This is a genomic window from Pseudomonas sp. xss_2, assembly GCF_043104195.1.
GTDB classification, from domain to species: domain Bacteria; phylum Pseudomonadota; class Gammaproteobacteria; order Pseudomonadales; family Pseudomonadaceae; genus Aquipseudomonas; species Aquipseudomonas urmiensis.
In genome coordinates this window covers 215,813-235,373 of the sequence record NZ_JBICKL010000046.1, presented here as the reverse complement: position 1 = coordinate 235,373, position 19,561 = coordinate 215,813, and the positions used below count along the sequence as shown (strand labels likewise).

At 63.3% G+C, this 19,561-nt stretch carries 12 protein-coding genes; 5 read left to right on the top strand and 7 right to left on the bottom strand.

Features of this window, described 5'->3' with window-relative positions:
- Positions 1-17 precede the first annotated feature (17 nt).
- Both ACF8K2_RS10325 and ACF8K2_RS10320 read left to right on the top strand, forming a co-directional pair.
- Positions 18-7,754 carry a DUF637 domain-containing protein gene (locus tag ACF8K2_RS10325; RefSeq protein ID WP_392464675.1) on the top strand — a complete coding sequence of 2,579 codons (7,737 nt, stop codon included), beginning with the start codon at positions 18-20 and terminating at the stop codon, positions 7,752-7,754.
- A gap of 2 nt (positions 7,755-7,756) precedes the next feature.
- Positions 7,757-8,158 (top strand): hypothetical protein, encoded by a 402-nt coding sequence (locus ACF8K2_RS10320; RefSeq protein WP_392464673.1) that lies wholly within the window; start codon positions 7,757-7,759, stop codon positions 8,156-8,158.
- Between the two features lie 212 nt (positions 8,159-8,370).
- Here ACF8K2_RS10320 and ACF8K2_RS10315 read toward each other — a convergent pair whose 3' ends face one another.
- The 4 genes from ACF8K2_RS10315 to ACF8K2_RS10300 form a co-directional block, all read right to left on the bottom strand.
- Positions 8,371-9,708 (bottom strand): imelysin family protein, encoded by a 1,338-nt coding sequence (locus ACF8K2_RS10315; RefSeq protein WP_392464672.1) that lies wholly within the window; start codon positions 9,706-9,708, stop codon positions 8,371-8,373.
- A 149-nt stretch (positions 9,709-9,857) separates the two neighbouring features.
- Positions 9,858-11,909, bottom strand: coding sequence for a bifunctional diguanylate cyclase/phosphodiesterase (locus ACF8K2_RS10310; RefSeq protein WP_186553906.1), 2,052 nt, complete (start codon positions 11,907-11,909; stop codon positions 9,858-9,860).
- Positions 11,910-12,240: 331 nt separating this feature from the next.
- Positions 12,241-12,837 (bottom strand): superoxide dismutase, encoded by a 597-nt coding sequence (locus ACF8K2_RS10305; protein ID WP_186553907.1) that lies wholly within the window; start codon positions 12,835-12,837, stop codon positions 12,241-12,243.
- A 193-nt stretch (positions 12,838-13,030) separates the two neighbouring features.
- Complete coding sequence (locus ACF8K2_RS10300) at positions 13,031-13,630, bottom strand: LysE/ArgO family amino acid transporter (protein WP_186553908.1); 600 nt, start codon at positions 13,628-13,630, stop codon at positions 13,031-13,033.
- A gap of 126 nt (positions 13,631-13,756) precedes the next feature.
- Here ACF8K2_RS10300 and ACF8K2_RS10295 point away from each other — a divergent pair, with 126 nt between their 5' ends.
- The 3 genes from ACF8K2_RS10295 to ACF8K2_RS10285 all read left to right on the top strand — a co-directional run bounded on the left by ACF8K2_RS10295 (position 13,757) and on the right by ACF8K2_RS10285 (position 16,751).
- Entirely contained in the window at positions 13,757-14,647 is an 891-nt protein-coding gene (locus ACF8K2_RS10295; RefSeq protein ID WP_392464670.1) for a LysR family transcriptional regulator ArgP, read from the top strand.
- Positions 14,648-14,696: 49 nt separating this feature from the next.
- Positions 14,697-15,692, top strand: a complete 996-nt coding sequence (locus ACF8K2_RS10290) for an NAD-dependent epimerase/dehydratase family protein (protein ID WP_392464668.1) — start codon at positions 14,697-14,699, stop codon at positions 15,690-15,692.
- Between the two features lie 234 nt (positions 15,693-15,926).
- The gene (locus ACF8K2_RS10285) at positions 15,927-16,751 is read left to right on the top strand and encodes an ATPase (protein ID WP_186553911.1); all 825 of its coding nucleotides are present in this window, start codon (positions 15,927-15,929) and stop codon (positions 16,749-16,751) included.
- A 116-nt stretch (positions 16,752-16,867) separates the two neighbouring features.
- Here the strand turns inward: ACF8K2_RS10285 and ACF8K2_RS10280 are convergent, their stop codons facing one another.
- The 3 genes from ACF8K2_RS10280 to ACF8K2_RS10270 are packed head-to-tail and all read right to left on the bottom strand — an operon-like array spanning position 16,868 to position 19,422.
- Positions 16,868-17,917, bottom strand: coding sequence for an alkene reductase (locus ACF8K2_RS10280; RefSeq protein ID WP_392464665.1), 1,050 nt, complete (start codon positions 17,915-17,917; stop codon positions 16,868-16,870).
- Positions 17,918-17,936: 19 nt separating this feature from the next.
- Entirely contained in the window at positions 17,937-19,106 is a 1,170-nt protein-coding gene (locus ACF8K2_RS10275; RefSeq protein WP_392464663.1) for an MFS transporter, read from the bottom strand.
- A gap of 13 nt (positions 19,107-19,119) precedes the next feature.
- Complete coding sequence (locus tag ACF8K2_RS10270) at positions 19,120-19,422, bottom strand: helix-turn-helix transcriptional regulator (protein WP_186553914.1); 303 nt, start codon at positions 19,420-19,422, stop codon at positions 19,120-19,122.
- Positions 19,423-19,561: the final 139 nt, after the last annotated feature.

Sequence of the window (19,561 nt, the reverse complement as noted above, 5' to 3'; positions counted from 1 at the left end):
GATTCGCGAGATCCGACATGGACGTTCGTCTGTTTGCCTTCCTGGCCCGCCAACCTTCGGCCCAGCTTCAACCGCGTGAGCGCTTCTGCGGCCTGCCCAAGCGCAGCCTGGCCTTGCTGTTGGCCAATGTCATGTTCTGGCAGCCGTTGTGGGCGCAGGCCGATGGCATCGCGGTGAGCGCCGCGGGCACCAGTGTCGGCAAGGCAGGTAACGGCGTACCGGTCATCAACATCGCCAAACCCAACGCCAACGGTCTGTCGCACAACCATTTCAGCGACTACAACGTGGGCAAGAACGGCCTGATCCTCAACAACGCCACCGGTCGCACCCAAGCAACCCAGCTGGGCGGCATCATTGTCGGCAATCCCAATCTTGGCGGGCGCTCGGCGACGGTCATTGTCAACGAGGTCAATGGCGCCAACCCCAGCCAATTGCGTGGCTACACCGAGGTGGCGGGGCGCTCGGCGCATGTCATCGTCGCCAACCCGCATGGCATCACCTGCGATGGCTGCGGCTTCATCAATACCCCGCGAGCGACGCTGACCACCGGCAAGCCGGTGATCGACAACGGTCAGCTCAGCCGTTACCAGGTCGACGGTGGCTCGATCGCCATCGAAGGCGCTGGGCTCGATGCCAGCCGGGTCGACCAGTTCGAACTGATCACCCGCAGCACCAGGATCAACGCCGAGCTGCATGCCAAGCGCCTGGATATCGTCGCTGGGCGCAACGATGTCCAGGCCGATACCTTGCACGCCACTGCGCGCGCGGACGATGGCAGCGCCCGGCCTGAACTGGCTATCGACAGCTCGGCCCTGGGCGGCATGTACGCAGGCGCCATTCGCCTGGTCGGCACCGAGCAGGGTGTGGGGGTAAAGCTTGCGGGCAATGTCGCAGCGTCTGCCAGCGACCTGACCATCGCGGCCGACGGCAAGGTCAGCCTGGCCCAGGCCAGCAGCACCGGCAACCTCGCTGTCAGTGGCCAGCAAGTCGAACTGACGGGCAAGACCTACGCAGGCGGTAGCGCTAGCGTGCACAGCGGCGCCCAGGTGCAGATCAAGCAAAGCCTGGCTGCCCGCGAGCGAGTCGACGTGCGTGCCGGCCAGCTGCGCAACGACGGTGTCATCGAGGCTGGGGTCGAGGCCGATAACAGCCGCAATACCCGCGGCGATGTGAGCCTCACCAGCCAAGGCCTGGTCAATGCCGGGCAGGTCATTGCCAGTCGTGATCTTGAGGTCACGGTCAGTGGCGCTGTGGACAATCGCGGCGGCGCGCTCAAGGGCAACCAGCAACGCCTGGGCGCCGACAAACTGGATAACCGCGCCGGTCAGGTGCTGGCCGAGCAGGACCTGCAGGTCACCAGCCGCACCCTGGACAATCGTAACGCCGGCGCCCTGCACAGCAAGGGCAGCGCCACTGTCAGCGCCCGGGAGCGCCTGGATAACCAGGGCGGGCGGGTCGTCGGCGTGCAACAGCTGACGGTCGACAGCGCTGCGCTGGGCAACAGCGCCAAGGGCCTGGTCGCCAGTGAAGGCAATCTCAAACTGACGGTCGGCGCCTTGGACAACCAGGGCGGTACGCTGTCTGCCAAGCAGCAGAAGATCACCGCCACGACCCTGGCCAATCAGGCTGGCACGGTCGTCGGCGCGTCGCTGGAGATCAACACGCAGCAGCTCGACAACCAGGCTGGCAACATCGTCGCCAGCGGCGGTCAGGCCAAAGTCACTGCCCACCAGCGGCTGGACAACAGCGGCGGCACCCTGCAAGCGAAAACCCACCTGCAGGTGACAGGCGGTGAGCTGATCAACCAAGGCGGCGCGATGCTCGGCGCCAGCACCACGCTGGCCGGGCAGCGCCTGGATAACAGCCAGGCCGGGCGAGTGGTCGCCGATGCCGGCGCGCTGGCGGTTGACGCCGGAACCAAGCTGGACAACCGCCAGGGCCGCTTGCAGTCCACCACAGGGTCGGCGCAGATCGGCGCCGCCGAGATCGACAACCGCGGCGGCGTGGTGGTCGGCCAGCAGGTTCGTGTCAGTGCCGCTGCCGGGACCTTGGACAATCGCGCCGGCCAATTGCTCGGCACCCGCCTGGTGCTGGCTGGCCAGACCCTCGACAACCGCGCCGGCGGCCAGGTACTGGCGGGCAGCGATGGCCTGAGCATTACCAGCAATTATGTGCGCAATCAGCAGGGCAAATTGCTCGCCGGTGGCGCCTTGGCGCAACTGCTGCTCGGCGAGGGGCGACTGGATAACCAGCAGGGCACGCTCACTGCAGGCGCTGTCGAGCTGACGGCCGGTGATGCCGACAACAGCGGCGGCACCCTGGCCAGCCTGGATGGCAACCTGCAACTGACCGTGCAACGCCTGATCAACCAGGGCGGCCTGATCGAAGCTAGCCAAGCGCTGCAGATGGCTGGCCTGCGCTTGGACAACAGCGCCGGTGGGCGGCTGATCGCCCGTCAGGGCGCCGAAAGCCACGTTCTGCTGCAAGAGCAACTGGACAACCGTGGCGGTCGCATCGCCAGTGCCAGCACCGACTTCATTGTCTCGGCGCCGCAGCTGCTCAATCAGGGCGGCACCCTGGAGCACGTCGCCAACGGCAAGCTGCAACTGCGTGCTGACTCGCTGAGCGGCGCCCAGGGCACCATCAATGGGCTGGGCAGTGGCACGTGGACGCTGGGTACGGTCGATGGCGTCGGCACCTGGCACCTCAATGGCAATCTCGACATCAGCGGTCTGCAAAGCATCGCCCTGGGTGCTGGCGAGCGTATCGCCAGTGCAGGCAACCTGCGCTTGGCCGGGGGAGGGTTGGACAGCGCCGGCGAGCTGCTCAGCGACGGCACGCTGACCCTGGACATGGGGGGTGACCTGCTCAATCAGGGGCTGATTTCCAGCCAGCAAGGCCTGCGTATCGCCGGCAATGACCTGACCCAGGCCGGTGGCCGCATCGCCAGTGGTGGGCCAATGTTGCTGGAGCTGGCCGGCGCGCTGCGCAACCAGGGCCGCCTGACCAGCAACCAGACCTTGCAGGTCAATGCCGCGCGCATCGACAACCAAGGCACGCTCGGTGCCCAGGGCAAGGTGACCCTGCACGCCAGCGGCGCCATCGAAAACCAGCAAGACAGCCTGCTGTTTGCCGGAGGCGATCTGCAGCTGCGCAGCGCTAGCCTGCTCAACCGCTACGCCGACCTCTACAGCAAGGGCAATCTCAGCTATGCGGCGCTGGACGGCAGCAAGGCCGAGCAACTGAGCAACCTTTCCGGCAGCATCGAAAGCGAAGGCGATATCGATCTCAAGGTCAAACAGCTGGAAAACGCCAAGGCGGACTTCGTCGTCGGCGAGGCCATCGCCAACCGCCGCATCGATATCAACTGCACCGATTGCAGCGGTGATCACCACACCGGTTTCTACATCGTCACCACCACCTACAAAGGCCAGGTCACCCGCGATTCGCCCGCAGCGCGGCTGCTGGCCAACCGTGACCTGCTGATCGACACCGTCACCGTGGATAACCGCCAGAGCCTGTTGGCGGCCAACCGCAACCTCAGCGTCAATGCGCAGAACTTCTACAACCGCGGCCAGACCCTGGACAACCGTATCGAAGAGGTCAGCTACTGGCTGCATGACGTCAGCCAGAGCGCCTATCGCGTTGCCGAGGCGGCCACCAACCAGTGGAATGCGCAGAATCGCGATCTGCCTGCGGATCAGCAGGCAGCGTTGCCGAGCGCCGTCACCCAGTACCCGATCAGCAGCACCAGCAGCCACGTGCTGCCGGGTACCGACACAGCCTATAGTGGTACCGTCCAGGCCGGTGGCAGCCTGGCGCTGAATGTCAGCGGCGAACTGGTCAATGGCACGCTCAACCCGCACAACAACGCCCAGCTCACCGGTCAGGCGCTGGACAGCGCGGCCATCGGCGCTGGTGGTGTGCAGATTACCTTGGGCACCCAGGCCGGCGATCCCGGGCCGCTGCAGGACGTCAAACGTATCGAGACGCCAGCCGCCGACGGCAGCACCAAGGTCAGCTTCGTTCCGGTCGACTTCAGCGGTGCGCCGTTCATCAGCGTCGACCCTACCGCACTGCCGAGCTTCCGCCTGCCTGAAGGCGATTACGGTTTGTTCGTGCGCAACCACGATCCGTCTTCCAGTTACCTGATCGAGACCAATCGCGAACTCACCGACCCCGGCCGCTTCATGGCCTCCGACTACCTGCTTGGCCAGCTCGGCTACGACGCAGATCGCGCCTGGCGGCGCCTTGGTGATGGCCAGTACGAGACCCGGCTGATCGCCGATGCCGTGCGCGCCCAGACCGGTCAGCGCTTTCTTGCCGATGGCCTGGCCAGCGACTACGAGCAGTTCCAGTACCTGATGGACAACGCCGTCGCCAGCAAGGACTCCCTGGGCCTGACCCTTGGCGTGGGCTTGAGCGGCGAGCAGGTCGCCGCGCTGACCCATGACATCGTCTGGATGGAAACCCGCGAAGTAGCAGGAGAGAAGGTCCTGGCGCCGGTGCTGTACCTGGCCAAGGTCGACTCGCGCAACCTGCGCGGTGGCGCCCTGATCCAGGGGCGTGACCTGAACCTGCTGACTGGCGGCGACCTGAAGAACGTCGGCACCCTGCGCGCCAGCAATGACCTGACCGCCGTCGCAGGTGGCAGCCTGTACCAGGGCGGCCTGGCCCAGGCCAACGAAAACCTCGCGCTGATGGCCCAGGACAGCATTCGTAACGCCCTGTCCGGGGAGATCCGGGGCAACCAGGTCAGCCTGGTCAGCCTCAAGGGCGACATCCTCAATGACCGCACCGCTACTGAAGTGGCGGTGGGGGCCGGTAGTGCGACCCGTGTCGATGCCGGTTCGTTGATCAGTGCCAAGTCCGGCCTGAGCCTGGACGCTGCGACCGACATCACCAACAAGGGCCGCCTGAGCAGTGGCGGTGACCTCGCCGCCACTGCCGGCGGCAACATCAACCTGCTAGCCGTGCAGGACCGCAGTGTCAGCCGTGAAGCCTTGCGCCGTGGCTTGCGCACTGAAGAGACGGTTACTCAGCTCGGCTCGAGCCTTGACGCTGCAGGCAATGTTAGCCTCAAGGCCGGTGGCGATGTCAATGTCGTTGCCAGTCAGGCCGCTGCGGGCAAAAACCTCGATGTGGCCGCCCAGGGCACTATCAACATCGTGTCTGGGCAAGACCTGTACAGCCTTGAAAGCAACGCCAAGCACGGCAAGAAAAAGGTCCATGAGATTGCCGAGCAGAGCCGCCAGGTGGCGTCGCGCCTGAGCGCTGGGGATAACCTCGCCCTTGAGGCCGGCAATGACGTCAACCTGCTCGCCAGCCAGTTGCGCGCTGGCGAGGACGCTTATGTCTACGCCGGCAACGATCTGAACCTGCTGGCCGCGCAGGAGCACGACTACAGCCTGTATGACATGAAGAGCAAGGGCAGCTTCGGCGCGAAGAAGACCCAGCGCGATGAAGTCACCCACGTCAGCAACGTCGGTACGCAAATCACCAGTGGTGCAGACCTGACCCTGATCAGCGGGGCCGATCAGCTGTATCAGCGCGCGCGGCTCGACAGTGGCAACGACCTGACCTTGATCAGCGGCGGTGCCATCGCCTTTGAAGGGGTCAAGGACCTCCACCAGGAAAGTCACGAGAAGAGCAATAGCAGCGCCGTTTGGCAGTCGTCCAAGGGCAAGGGCGCCACGGATGAAACCTTGCAGCAGAGCCAGCTTACCGCCAAGGGTGAGATGCTGGTGGAAGCTGTAGCGGGGTTGAACATCGATGTGCGCGAGGTCAACCAGCAGACGGTCAGCCAGACCATCGAGGCGATGGTCCAGGCCGATCCCGACATGGCCTGGCTCAAGGACATGCAGCAGCGGGGCGATGTCGATTGGCGCCAGGTCAAGGAGGTGCATGATTCCTTCAAATACAGCCACTCGGGCCTAGGTGGCGCCGCCACCATCGTGATCGCCATCGTGGTGGCTTATTTCACCGCTGGCGCTGCCAGTGGGTTGGTTGCCTCAGGCGCATCGGCAGCAGGCGCCACCACCGCAACCGCGGCCGGTGGCGCTTGGGCGGCCGGCACCGGCGCTACCCTGACTGGGGTCGGCTGGGCCAACGCAGCGGTCACTGCCGGCCTGACCGGCATGGCTAGCACCGGGGCCATCAGCACGGTCAACAACCGTGGCAACCTCGCCTTGGTGGTCAAGGACGTGACGTCCAGCGATGCCTTGCGCGGCTACGCGGTGTCGGGTGTCACGGCAGGGTTGACCCAGGGCCTGTTCGACGGCTGGATGGGCACTGAAACCGGTCCGCCGGGGGCCATTCAGAATGGCGGCAATGTGCTGACCAGCAGTAACTTGACCCGGCTTGAGAGCATGGGGCGTTTCGCCGGTAATCAGCTGCTGCAGAACGGCACCTCGACCGTGCTCGATCGCGCGCTGGGTGGCGACAGCAGCCTAAGCGATGCCTTGCGCAGCAGCCTTGCCAATACCTTCGCTGCCGCAGGTTTCGGCCTGATTGGCGATGTGACCCTGCCCGAGCAGTTGGACTGGAAAGACGGCAGCCTGGGCAAGATCGCCTTGCATGCGGTAATGGGCGGTCTCGCCGCAGAGGCGGCCGGCGGCGACTTCAAGACTGGCGCATTGGCCGCAGGGGTCAACGAAGCCTTGGTCGATAGCCTGGCCAGCGCATACGGCGCGATGGACAGTGATACCAAGAAAAGCCTGCTGGTGATGAACTCCCAGGTGATCGGCGTACTGGCAACGGCGGCACAAGGCGGTGACGAGCAGGACATGCAGACCGGTGCCTGGGTGGCAGGCAATGCGACCCAGCACAACTACCTCGGCCACAAGGATGTGCGCGAGCTCGAGGAAAAAGCCCGTAACTGCGATGCCACGCAGTCTTGCGCTGAGCTTGAAGCCGAGGCCAAGGCGCGCAGCGAAGCCAACCATCAAAAACTGCTCAAATGCGGTGAAACAGGCACTTGCGCGGCGATCCGAGCCGAGATCGACATGGGCTCCAAGGCGATCGATGCCTTGGAAAGCCAACTGCCGGAAGGCGCGGCCAGCAAGATCCTGCGCGGCTACACCTTCATTGGCGGCGACAACCTCAGTGACTGGACCTTGGCCGGCCAGCTGCACCTTGACTACATCGCCCAGCTCTACCAGTCTAACGATCCACGTTGGATGAGCGAAGCCAGCAAATACACCGAGCAAACCGGCTTCAGTCCCTTTGGCTTGAATCCGCTGGCGCTCGGCGGCATGGGTAAAGGCCTGGCCACCGCGGGCTCCGCTGGCAAGGCTGGGAGTGTTGAGCCAGGCAGCGTTTCACCAGGCTCGACGCCAGCCAAATGGGACAACGCCGTGTCGCGTGCCGAAGGCGACTTTGGCGCGCTCAATCAGCCGTCGAAAACTGGCCAGACGCCTGCGTTCTTCAATCCGCAACGGTCGGCCAGTGAGGCGCTGAACAACGGTCGAATTCACATCGATGATCTGCGCAAGCTGGTACCTCCGGGCACACCTGACGGATTCAAACCTTCGGTGACGATTACCGACGGGAGTAAGTTCAACTACGTCATTGGTGGGCAGAAGGTCGAGGTCAAATGGCATGCGCCGGATAGCAATGCTGCGGCTAAGTTCCCCGGCTCCAACTCTGGCGCCGGCTGGACTGCGCAAATCAGGATTGGCGGCAAGCTGCTGGGCCAGGATGGCAAGCTCTACAGAAAGGCCGGTAATCAAACTCACATTCCCGTAGATTTCTAGCGATGAAAACACCTGACTATTATCAGTCCCTGCCCGACGGCATGCCGCCGCAGAGTATTCGTGATGAGTTCGAAGCCATCCTGCTGACGCCGGATGACATGGCCACACTGCCACTGACCGAGGCGCTATACGAGCTGGCTGATCGGCAATGGCATACCTACAGCTTGCTCGATGAGGCGCTGAAGGGGCGGCTGGAACAGTTGCTCATCAGTCGCTGGCGGGATGATCTTGAGATCACCGAGAACCTGTTGTCGATAGTGTCTCGACTGGGCTTGGTGGGGGTGTGGGAATTTCTTCTGGGGCTCGATAAGCAGCGGATTTCAGCTGCAACCCGCGAGGCGATCGACGATGCCGTGGCGGAGATGGCTGACAGCATTGCCGATCCCTACAGCGGGATGCGCTAGGGCCACCAAACGACAACGCCCGGTATATACGAATAAGGGCCGCTTTGCGTCCCTTCGCGGGCAAGCCCGCTCCCACAGGGATTGCGTCGACCTTCAGGTAAACGCTTCCTCTGTGGGAGCGGGCTTGCCCGCGAAGGGCTGCAAAGCAGCCCCGATTCTTGATTGACTGGCCGGCCCGAAGGCCGCCATTTTGATGAGCCAGGATCAGCCGATCAGAATTCGTGATCAGCGGTATCCGGGTTCAGGTTGGCAATGCCCAGCTTGCCGGCAGCCTGCTCGATCGCGCCGGTCTGCTTGACCAGCGAGGCGATGGCGTCACGCACGATCTGGTTGCCGGCAGCGTTGTCGGCGGCGATCAGCTGATCGTAGTGCTCGCCCTTGAGCGCGTGGTCAACGATGACCTGGATCTTGGCCTCGGTGGCCTCTAGGTCAGCCTTGAGGGTGGCGTCAGCGGCCGGGTCGACCTTGGCCACCAGCGACGACAGGCTCGGGCCGGTCAGCTTGCTGCCATCGACTCGGGTGTACTCGCCCAGGTAGACGTTGCGGATACCCTTGGCGTCGTAGAAGTGCGAGTAGTGGGTGTTGTCGCTGAAGCAGTCGTGCTCGTCTTCAGGCGAGTTGGCTTCCAGGGAGACCTTCATGCGCTCGCCGGCCAGTTCACCCAGCGACAGGCTGCCCATGCCGAACAGCATCTTGCGCACGCCGTCGTTGACCGGCTCGGCTTCAAGCTTGGCGCGGTAGTTGTCGGCGACGTTCGGTGCCCAGTTGCCAACCATCTCTTCGAGATCTTTGACCAGCAGGTCGGTGACCGCTTTGAGGTAGGCACGGCGACGCTCGTTGTGACCGCCAGTGGCGCCTTTGCCTTCCAGGTAGTCGGTCGCTGGGCGGTTGCCCGCGCCTGGGCCGGTGCCGTTGAGATCCTGGCCCCAGAGCAGGAATTCGATCGCGTGGTAGCCGGTGGCGACGTTGGCTTCCGAACCGCCCAGCTCATTGAGGCTGGCGAGCTTCTCGGGGGTGATGTCCTTGACGTCGATCTTGTCTTCGCCGACCTGGATCTCGGTGTTGGCGATGATGTTGGCGCTGGCGGCTGGGTTACCCAGGGCGTGCTCGTAGCTCTTGTCGACGTAGTCGATCAGGCCTTCGTCCAGCGGCCAGGCGTTAACTTGGCCTTCCCAGTCGTCGATGATGGTGTTGCCAAAGCGGAACGCCTCGCTCTGCAGGTAAGGCACGCGCGAGGCGGCCCAAGCGTCTTTGGCCGCTTTCAGGGTTTCATCGTTAGGCTTGGCCAGGAACGCGTCGATGGCGCTCTGCAGGGTCTTGGCGGTGCTCAGCGAGTCGCTGTACACGGCATGGACCAGCTCGGCGTAGTGCTTGACCACGGCCTTGCCGGCGGCTTCGTCGATCGCCCCGGGCGCCGCAGCAGCGGTGCTGGCGGCAGCAGGTGCCTGGGCTTGCGGTGCGGCAGTCTTGTCGTCCTTGCCTTCGCCGCAGCCGGCGAGAGCGATGGCGATGGCCAGCAGACTGGCGGAGGCCAGAGGCATTCGAATCATTATTGGTTTCCCTGCGTCGTGTGGTTGGACTGCGCGGCGTGGCACGCGAAACCGCAACATCATGCGAAAGATTTGCATTTGCTGTAAAGGGGTGGGCACGCAATTCATGCAAATGCCGGTTGCCAGGGCATTCTCAACAGTCGCAAGGGTTACAGCGCCGACACCTGATTGCGTTGCGCCTGGCGCAGGAAGGCGGTGAGCTCCCGGGCCGACAACGGTTTGCTGTAGTGATAGCCCTGACCTTCATGACACCCCTGGGCAATGATGTAGGTCTCTTGTTCGGCGGTCTCCACGCCTTCGGCGATCACCTGCATGCCCAGGCTCTTGCCCAGCTGGATGATGGCGCGAACGATGGTCGCGTCGTCATCGTCATCGAGCAGGTCCTGGACGAAGCTCTTGTCGATCTTGATCTTGTCCAGCGGCAGCGATTTCAAATAGCTGAGCGAGGAATAACCCGTACCGAAGTCGTCGATGGCGATCAGCGCCCCGGAGCGGCGCAGGCTCAGCAGGTGCTGGGCGGCGGTGCTGATGTCTTCCATCAGGCCGGTCTCGGTGACTTCCAGCTCCAGGCTGCGCGGTGGCAGGCGGTAGGCCTGCAGCAGGTTGTTGACCACCCGCGGCAGCTCATTGTGGTGCAGCTGCACGGTCGACAGGTTGACCGCCATGCGCAACTCGCTGAAGCCCAGGTCGTGCCATTCACGCAGCTGCCGGCAGGCCTGGTCGAGCACCCATTCGCCGATGCTGATGATGTTGCCGTTCTGCTCGGCCAGTGGGATGAACTGATCCGGCGGGACCATGCCCAGTTCCGGGTGCTGCCAGCGCAGCAGCGCTTCGACGCCGACCACGCGATGATCGCGATAGCTGATCTGCGGCTGGTAGACCAGGTACAGCTGGTTGCGCGGCAGCGCTTCACGCAGGTCTTTTTCCAGCTCGCGGCGCCGCCGCATCTCGCTGTCGACGCTGGCGATGTAGAACTGGTAGCGGTTGCGCGAGCGGGCCTTGGCCAGGGTCATGGTCTGCTCGGCCTTTTGCAGCAGCTTCTCGGTGCTGTCACCGTCTTCCGGGAACAGGGTGATACCGATGGTCGCGCGCAGGCGGATTTCCTGCAGGTCGACGGCGAACGGCGCTTCCAGATCATCAAGGATGCTCTGGGCCAGCTCGGCCGCTTCATAGGGCTGCTCGATATTGGCCTGGACCAGGGCGAACTGATCGCCGCCCAAGCGCGCCAGGGCGCCAAGGCGGCCGCTGTGGGCGCGCAGGCGGTCGGCCAGGGCCAGCAGCAACTGGTCGCCGACCTGGTAGTTGAATTGCTCGTTGATGCTCTTGAAGTCGTCCAGGCCCACGCACAGTACCGCCACGCGCCGCTGCAGGCGGCCGCCATCGACGAGGATCTGGTCGAGCTGCTGTTGCAACTGCTGGCGGTTGGGCAGACCGGTGAGGAAGTCGTACTGGGCCATGCGTTGCAGGCTGTTTTCGGCTTCGTGGCGCAGATGCGTGTTGCGTTCGATCGACGCCAGCAGCTGGTTGGCCGTATTGACCCACAGCCCCAGTTCGTTGCGTTCATGACCCTTGATCAATGGAATCTGATGCTGGCTGGGGCGGTCGGGGTTGATCTGGGTGAGGTGTTCGATGATTTTCGACAGCGGCTTGGTCAGCAGCCAGTGATAGACCAGGTACAGCACCAGGCCCATGGCCAGCGCGCGCAGCACGCCGGAGATGAAGATGATCACTGCGTTGATCAGAAAATCTTCGCCATAGGCGGCGGTGTCGAGGGTAATGCTCAGGTCGCCGTAGTATTCGCTATAGGGGCCGCGGCCGACCAGTTGAGTGGTGTAGGTGCGTTCCTGGCCGAGAAACAGGTCGGTCAGCCAGCGCATGGACATGTCCTGCAGCGGCCGGGATTTTTCCGCCAGCATGGTTTCGTTGGGGTGGCCGATAGAGGCCATGCGCACCGACTCGTCCTGGAACAGGCCTTCCATGACCTGCATGCCCATTTCCCGGTCGAGGCTGTACACAGCCTGGGTCGACGGGTCGCGGAACATGTCGAGGATGCGCTGGGCATCATTGTTCACGGCCTGGCGGGTCTTGTAGGTGTCGTAGACGATCTGCGCACAGCTCAGAACCACGCCGACCGCCAGTGCGCAAAGCAGCACGACCCTGAGCAACTTGACCGATAAGCTGTTGCGAAATTCCAGCTTCAATGGGGTTTCCTTAATCCATGCGCATGCCACTATTTTGCCATTAGCTTCGGCAATAGACTATCGACCTTGCTGCCTTCGGTACTGTATCGGTTGCGCGCCCCTGCGACTTGAGTGCGTTGCGTCAACTTTCCAGACGTTTGATGTTAGCGCGCTATGCCAGGGGAGCAAGAGGGGGAAGGCCGCCAGACGGTGAAAAATTGTAGTGGCTGGCAATGATCGGGGCTGCCCTTGGCTTCGCTGTGCATGCCCCAGGCTTCTCTAGCGCCATGCCATAGCGCAGCCACAAAAAAACCCGGCAAGTGCCGGGTTTTTTCTACAAGCCAGAAGCCATTCAGGCAGTGAAGGTCTTGCCTTCGAACTGCTCGGCAACGAACTTCCAGTTGACCAGGTTCCAGAACGCCTCGACGTACTTCGGACGGACGTTGCGGTAGTCGATGTAGTAGGCGTGCTCCCAGACGTCGCAGGTCAGCAGCGGGGTGTCGCCGTTGGTCAGCGGGTTGCCAGCGCCGATGGTGCTGGCCAGGGCCAGGGAACCGTCAGCCTTCTTCACCAGCCAGCCCCAGCCGGAACCGAAGGTGCCAACCGAAGTCTTGGTGAACTCTTCCTTGAACTTGTCGAAGGAACCGAAAGCGCTGTTGATGGCGTCGGCCAGAGCACCGGTCGGCTGACCGCCAGCGTTTGGCGCCAGGCAGTTCCAGTAGAAGGTGTGGTTCCAGACCTGAGCGGCGTTGTTGAAGATGCCGCCCGAAGAGGTCTTGACGATCTCTTCCAGGGTCTTGCCTTCGAATTCAGTGCCTGGGACCAGGTTGTTCAGGTTCACGACGTAGGTGTTGTGGTGCTTGTCGTGGTGATACTCCAGGGTTTCCTTGGAGATGTGCGGCTGCAGGGCATCGTGGGCGTAGGGCAGCGGCGGCAATTCAAAAGCCATGGTGGATCTCCTGATTCAGGTCTAGTTCGCGGTTTGCGCAAGGCCGATCACGGGCGGCCCGGTAAACGTCGGCGAGTTTGTACTCTTTGCGACGCAAGCTCTGGATCATATCACCAGCCCCGGCGCATAACCACGCAACAACTATAGGGAATAGAGGTTCCAGAGCGGTTACATGGCCGCTGACCTATGGCCGTCAATTGAAGATCAACTGCGCAGCCACGGCGAACATCATCACTGCCACCATCAGGTCGAGCAGGCGCCAGGTGGTGGGGCGCGCCAGCCATGGGGCCAGCCAAGCGGCGCCCAGGGCGAGGGTGAAGAACCACACCAGCGAGGCGCTGGCAGCCCCGGCCACATAGGCTCCGGGTACGCTTTGCTGGGCGCCCAGCGAGCCGATCAGCAGCACCGTATCGAGATACACGTGCGGGTTGAGCAAGGTCACGGCCAAGGCGCTGAGCAGTACCGCGCGACGTGAGCGCATGCCCTGGCCTTCCTGTTGTTGCAGGCTCTGCTTGGAGCACGCCCGTTGCAGCGCCTTGGCGCCATACCAGATGAGAAACACCGCGCCGCCCCAGCGCGCTGCCGCCAGCAGCATCGGGTTATGCGCCAGTACCGTGGCCAGGCCAAACACCCCGGCAGCGACCAGAATGGCGTCACACACGATGCACAACAAGGCCACCGGCAGGTGGTGCTCGCGGCGCAGGCTCTGGGCCAGGACAAAGGCGTTCTGCGTGCCGATGGCCATGATCAGGCCAAAGGCGACCAACATGCCGTTTAGATAGCTTTGCCACATAGCGCGAACACTCCACTGACGCCGACCGCTGGGTCGACGCTGTTTTGCTGATTGAATGCTGGTCATTGTGGACATTCCCGCTGTATAAGAAAAACAAATAAAGCTGATTAGTCATTAGGAAAATCGATGTTCGATTACAAATTGCTTGCCGCCCTCGCTGCGGTGATCGAACAGGGCGGTTTCGAGCGTGCGGCGCAGGTCCTGGGGCTGTCGCAATCGGCGATCTCTCAACGCATCAAGTTGCTTGAGGCGCGGGTTGGCCAGCCGGTGCTGGTGCGTGCTACCCCGCCCAGCCCTACCGAAGTCGGCCGGCAGTTGCTCAACCATGTGCAGCAGGTGCGTTTACTTGAGCGCGACTTGCAGCGCCAAGTGCCGGCGCTGGACGAGGAGGGCATGCCCGAGCGTCTGCGGATTGCCCTCAACGCCGATAGCCTGGCGACCTGGTGGGCAGGCGCCGTGGGCCCCTTCTGCGCCGAGCAGCAGGTGTTGTTGGACCTGGTGGTGGAGGATCAGGAAGTGGGCCTTAAACGCATGCGCGCCGGCGAAGTGGCGGCGTGCCTGTGTGGCAGCGAACGGCCGGTGGCCGGGGCGCGCAGCCTGCTGCTGGGGGCGATGCGCTATCGAGCCCTGGCAAGCCCGGCGTTCATGGCTCGCTACTTCCCCCATGGCTTTGACCCCAAGCGGCTGGCGCGCACCCCGGCGATCGTGTTCGGCCCGGATGATTTTCTCCAGCATCGTTACCTGGCTTCACTGGGCATTCAGGAAGGCTTCCTGCATCACCTGTGCCCGTCTTCCGAAGGCTTTTTGCGCTTGACCGAAGCAGGCCTGGGCTGGGGGCTGGTGCCGGAGCGCCAGGTCGCCGCGCAGCTGCAGGGAGGTGAATTAGTGGAAATCTGCGCCGATACCCCTATCGATGTGCCGCTGTACTGGCATCATTGGCGCAACGGCGGGCAACTGCTCGCGCAATTGACCGAGCACCTGCGCCAGATGGCGCCGGGCTGGCTGGTGCCCTTGTAGGGGCTGGCGACGTCAACTGCATCTGAAATCTGGCAAGGCGGAGTGTTACATGCGAATTCTGGTCACCGGCGCGAGCGGCTTCATTGGCGGGCGCTTTGCGCGTTTTGCCCTGGAGCAGGGCCTGGACGTGCGCGTCAATGGCCGGCGTGCCGAAGGCGTGGAGCACCTGGTCAAGCGCGGCGCGCAGTTCATCCCCGGTGATCTGGGCGATGCCGAACTGGCCCGGCGCCTGTGCCAGGGCGTCGATGCCGTGGTGCACTGTGCAGGGGCGGTGGGTAACTGGGGCCGCTACCAGGATTTCCACCAGGCCAATGTGGTGGTCACCGAGAACGTGGTCGAAGGCTGCATCAAGGAGCATGTGCGGCGCTTGGTGCACCTGTCGTCGCCGTCGATCTACTTCAATGGCCGCTCGCGCCTGGATATCCGTGAAGACCAGGTGCCGCGGCGCTTGCATGATCATTACGCGACCACCAAGTATCTGGCCGAGCAGAAGGTCTTTGGTGCCCAGGAGTTTGGTCTTGAGGTGCTGGCATTGCGGCCGCGCTTCGTCACCGGCGCAGGCGACGCGAGCATTTTCCCTCGGCTGATGCAGATGCAGCGCAAACGCCGTCTGGCGATCATCGGCAACGGCCTGAACAAGGTCGACTTCACCAGTGTGCACAACCTCAACGAGGCGCTGCTCAGCGCGCTGTTCGCCGATGACCAGGCCTTGGGCCAGGCCTACAACATCAGCAATGGCCAGCCGTTGCCGCTGTGGGATGTGGTCAACTACGTGATGCGCCAGATGCATCTGCCGCAGGTCACCCGCTACCGCTCCTACGGCCTGGCCTACAGCATGGCGGCCCTGAACGAAGCCGCCTGCATGCTCTGGCCCGGTCGCTCGCAGCCGACCTTGTCGCGCTTAGGCATGCAGGTGATGAGCAAGGACTTCACCCTCGACATCAGCCGCGCGCGCCAGTATCTGGACTACCGCCCGCAGGTCAGCTTGTGGAGCGCGCTGGATGAATTCTGCGCGTGGTGGAAGAACGTCCCAGGCAACCAGTGAACCTGGCGCAGGTATGATGGTCATCAATGCGCCGCCGTTTGCGCGGTTTATACTAGGCTTTGTTCGAAAAGTGCCTGCGCGACGATCATGCTGCGTTGAAAACAGGCTCGGAATGCTCATTTACAATCAGTAAACTCCGCTTCCTCGCCTGTTTTCGCCTTGCCTGATCGCCGCTCGGCGACTTTTCGTACAAACCCAAATGCCTCTTTGCTACCACCGCGGTTGAATCCACCCATGCGTAACGATGCTCGAGACGATTTCGACGACGTGCCCACCCTGCGCGCCGGCACCCCCGATGATGATGAACTGCTCCCTGCGCATGTCGCGCGCACGCGGCAGAAGGCCGCGCGGCCGGCCAGCAATGGCCCGCTGTGGGCACTGCTGGGCGCGTCGTTTATCGCCTTGGCCGGGTTGGGCTGGTGGAGTTTTCAGCAGATCTCGCTGATGGAGCAGCAACTGGTGGCCACCCAGGAAAGCTTCGCCCGCATCAGCGAAGAAGCTGCCGGTCGCTTGCAGGCGATCAGCGGCAAGGTCGATGCCAGCGATGCCAGCGTCAGCACCGGGAGCGAGGCGTTGAAACTGCAGATTCGCCAGTTGCAGGCAAGCTTGGCCGAACAGGGCAAGCAGCAGCAGGGGGTGGCGGGGCAAGCCGGGGATTTGGGCAAGCGCCTGGAGCAGGTGCTGGCCGATACCCGCGAGCAGCAAAAAGCGGTGACTGAGTTGCAGAGCCAGTTGCAGGCGCAACTGAAAGCGGTCAACGCTGAGCTGGCGGCGCTCAAGTCGGGGCAGTTGGACGGTGGCAAGCTGGACAGCGAGCTCAAGAGCTTGAGCAGTGAAGTTGCAGCGTTGAAGAAGCAGGGCAATCCGAGCGCGGCGATCGAGAGCCTGGAGCAGGATGTGCTGGTACTCAAGAGCCAGGTCGACAACAAGCCAGCGGCCACGGCTGGTGGGGCTTCGGTACAGGAGTTCGATGCCTTCCGCGGGCAGACTACCCGCAGCATCAACACCCTGCAGAGCCAGATTCAGAACTTGCAGCAGCAGATTAACGCCAGGCCCTAGAGATCGTGAGGCCGCTTTGCGGCCTTTCGCGGGCAAGCCCGCTCCTACAAGGTCAGCGCGGATCTGTAGGAGCGGGCTTGCCCGCGAAGGGGCGCACAGCGGCCCCGGGATGTCACTTACAACCGCGGATAATCGATATACCCCACCGCCCCCTTGCCATAGAAGGTCTCCGGCCGCGGCTCATTGAGCGGCGCATCGCCAGCCAACCGCGCCGGCAAGTCCGGGTTGGCGATAAAGGCAATACCAAACGCCACCGCATCCGCCGTACCGCTGGCCAACGCCGCATTGGCACTGGCCTTGTCGAACCGCTCATTGACGATATACGGCCCGCCAAAGGCTTGTTTGATCAGCGGCCCAATGCTGTCATCGGCCTGTTTTTCCCGCGAGCAGATAAATGCAATACCCCGCTTGCCCAATTCGCGGGCAACGTAGGTAAAGGTCTCGACCCGATCGGCATCGCCCATATCATGCGCATCGGCCCGCGGCGCCAGGTGCACGCCAACGCGGCCCGCACCCCACACCTCGATCACCGCATCGGTCACTTCCAGCAGCAGTCGTGCGCGGTTCTCCAGCGAACCACCGTAGTTGTCGTTGCGCTGGTTGGTGCTGCTTTGCAAAAACTGATCGAGCAGGTAACCGTTGGCGCCATGAATCTCCACGCCATCGAAACCCGCCGCCTTGGCATTTTCCGCACCCACCCGATAGGCATCGACGATATCGGCGATCTCTTCGCTTTCCAGGGCCCGTGGGGTGGGGTATTCGGCCAGAGGCCGGACCAGGCTGACATGGCCTTTGGGCTGGATCGCACTCGGTGCGACCGGCAATTCGCCATTGAGGTAGCTGGGATGGGAGATGCGCCCAACATGCCACAGCTGCAGGACGATTCGCCCGCCAGCCCCATGCACCGCCTTGGTCACGTTGTTCCAGCCGCGCACCTGGTCGTTGGACCAGATCCCTGGGGTGTCCGGATAACCGACGCCCATTGGCGTGACAGAGGTCGCCTCGCTGATGATCAGCCCGGCGCTGGCGCGCTGCACGTAGTACTCGGCCATCAGTGCGTTGGGCACCCGGCCTGCGTCGGCGCGGCAACGGGTTAGCGGCGCCATGATGATGCGGTTGGGCAGTTGCAGCTCGCCCAAGGTCAGCGGATCGAACAGCGTGGTCATCGGTGTTACCTCGCAAGGATCAATGGGAAGCAGCGGCCAGTTCGGCGTCGCCACCGCGCTGGCTGAAAGCGATCAGGGTGACGATCAACGCCAACAGCGCCAGGGCAGCTGCGGCCAGCGGCACGCGGGTCAGGCCCAGGCCATGGGCGATGACGCTGCCACCGACCCAGGCGCCCAAGGCATTGCCCAGGTTGAACGCGCCGATATTCAGGGTCGAGACCAGATTCGGTGCGGCCTTGCCGTAGCTGACCACGTTGACCTGCAAGGCCGGCACTGCGGCAAACGCGGCGGTAGCCCAGAGGAACAGGGTGATCTCGGCCGGCACCAGGGCGCTGCTGGTCCAGCTCAGCGCGGTGGACACCACGGCCATGGCGGCGAACACACCGACCAGGGTGGCGCCCAGGCGCCGGTCAGCCAGCTTGCCACCGAGGATGTTGCCCAGGGTCAGGCCCAGGCCGATCAGCAGCAGGGTCCAGGTCACCCCGCGTGGCGAGACGCCGGTGACATCACCGAGCAGCGGCGCGACATAGGTGAACAGGGCGAACATCGAGGCGGCGAACAGCACGGTCATGCTCAGCGACAGCCAGATGCCGATACCCTTGAGGGCGGCAAGCTCAGCGCGCATGTCCACCGCTTCTTGCCGACGTTGCAGCGGTAGGAAGCGCACCAGGCCGATCAGCGCGATCACGCCGATACCGGTGACTGCCCAGAAGGTCGAACGCCAACCCGCCACCTGCCCCAGCGCCGTGCCCAGCGGCACACCAAGCACGTTGGCCAAGGTCAGGCCGGTGAACATCAACGCCACTGCCGAGGCGCGGCGATTGGCTGGCACCAGGCTGGCGGCGACCACCGAGCCGATACCGAAGAATGCGCCGTGACACAGCGCGGTGACCACGCGGGCGAACATCAGCAGGTTGTAGTCGCTGGCCACCGCACACAGCAGGTTGCCGACGATGAATACGCCCATTAGCGTCACCAGTGCGGCTTTACGCGGCAGGCGGGCGGTGGCCAGGGCCATGAACGGCGCGCCGATGGCCACGCCCAGGGCGTAGCCGGTCACCAGCCAGCCGGCACCAGGGATCGACACACCCAAGTCCAGCGCCACCTCGGGCAGCAAGCCCATGATGACGAATTCGGTGGTGCCGATGGCGAAGGCGCTGAGCGCCAGGATCAAGAGGGGAAGCGGCATTGCAAGGTCCTTTTCAGAGCTCTTGGCTCATCTGCTTGAGAAACGCCTGGATGGTGTCCTCGTTGCGTTTGAAGAAGTGCCACTGACCGATCTTTTGGCTGCTGATCAGGCCGGCACGCTGCAGCGTCGCCAGGTGCGCAGAGACGGTCGACTGCGACAGGCCGCAGCGTTGGTCGATCTGCCCGGCACAGACACCGTGTTCGGTGCTGTGGTGCTGGTCGGGGAATTGCGCCGCCGGGTCTTTCAGCCAGGTGAGGATTTCTCGCCGTACCGGGTGGGACAGGGCTTTTATTATTTCGTCGAGATCGAGAGGCATGAGAGGGGCTCGTGATGTGTAGCGGTATATCGCGATGGGGCGAAATATAAATCGGTATTTCGCGATATACAAATATGAAAAGATGCTGAGCTCATCGCCAATCGCTATATCGGGTTGTAACGATATGCCTGCGGCCAGT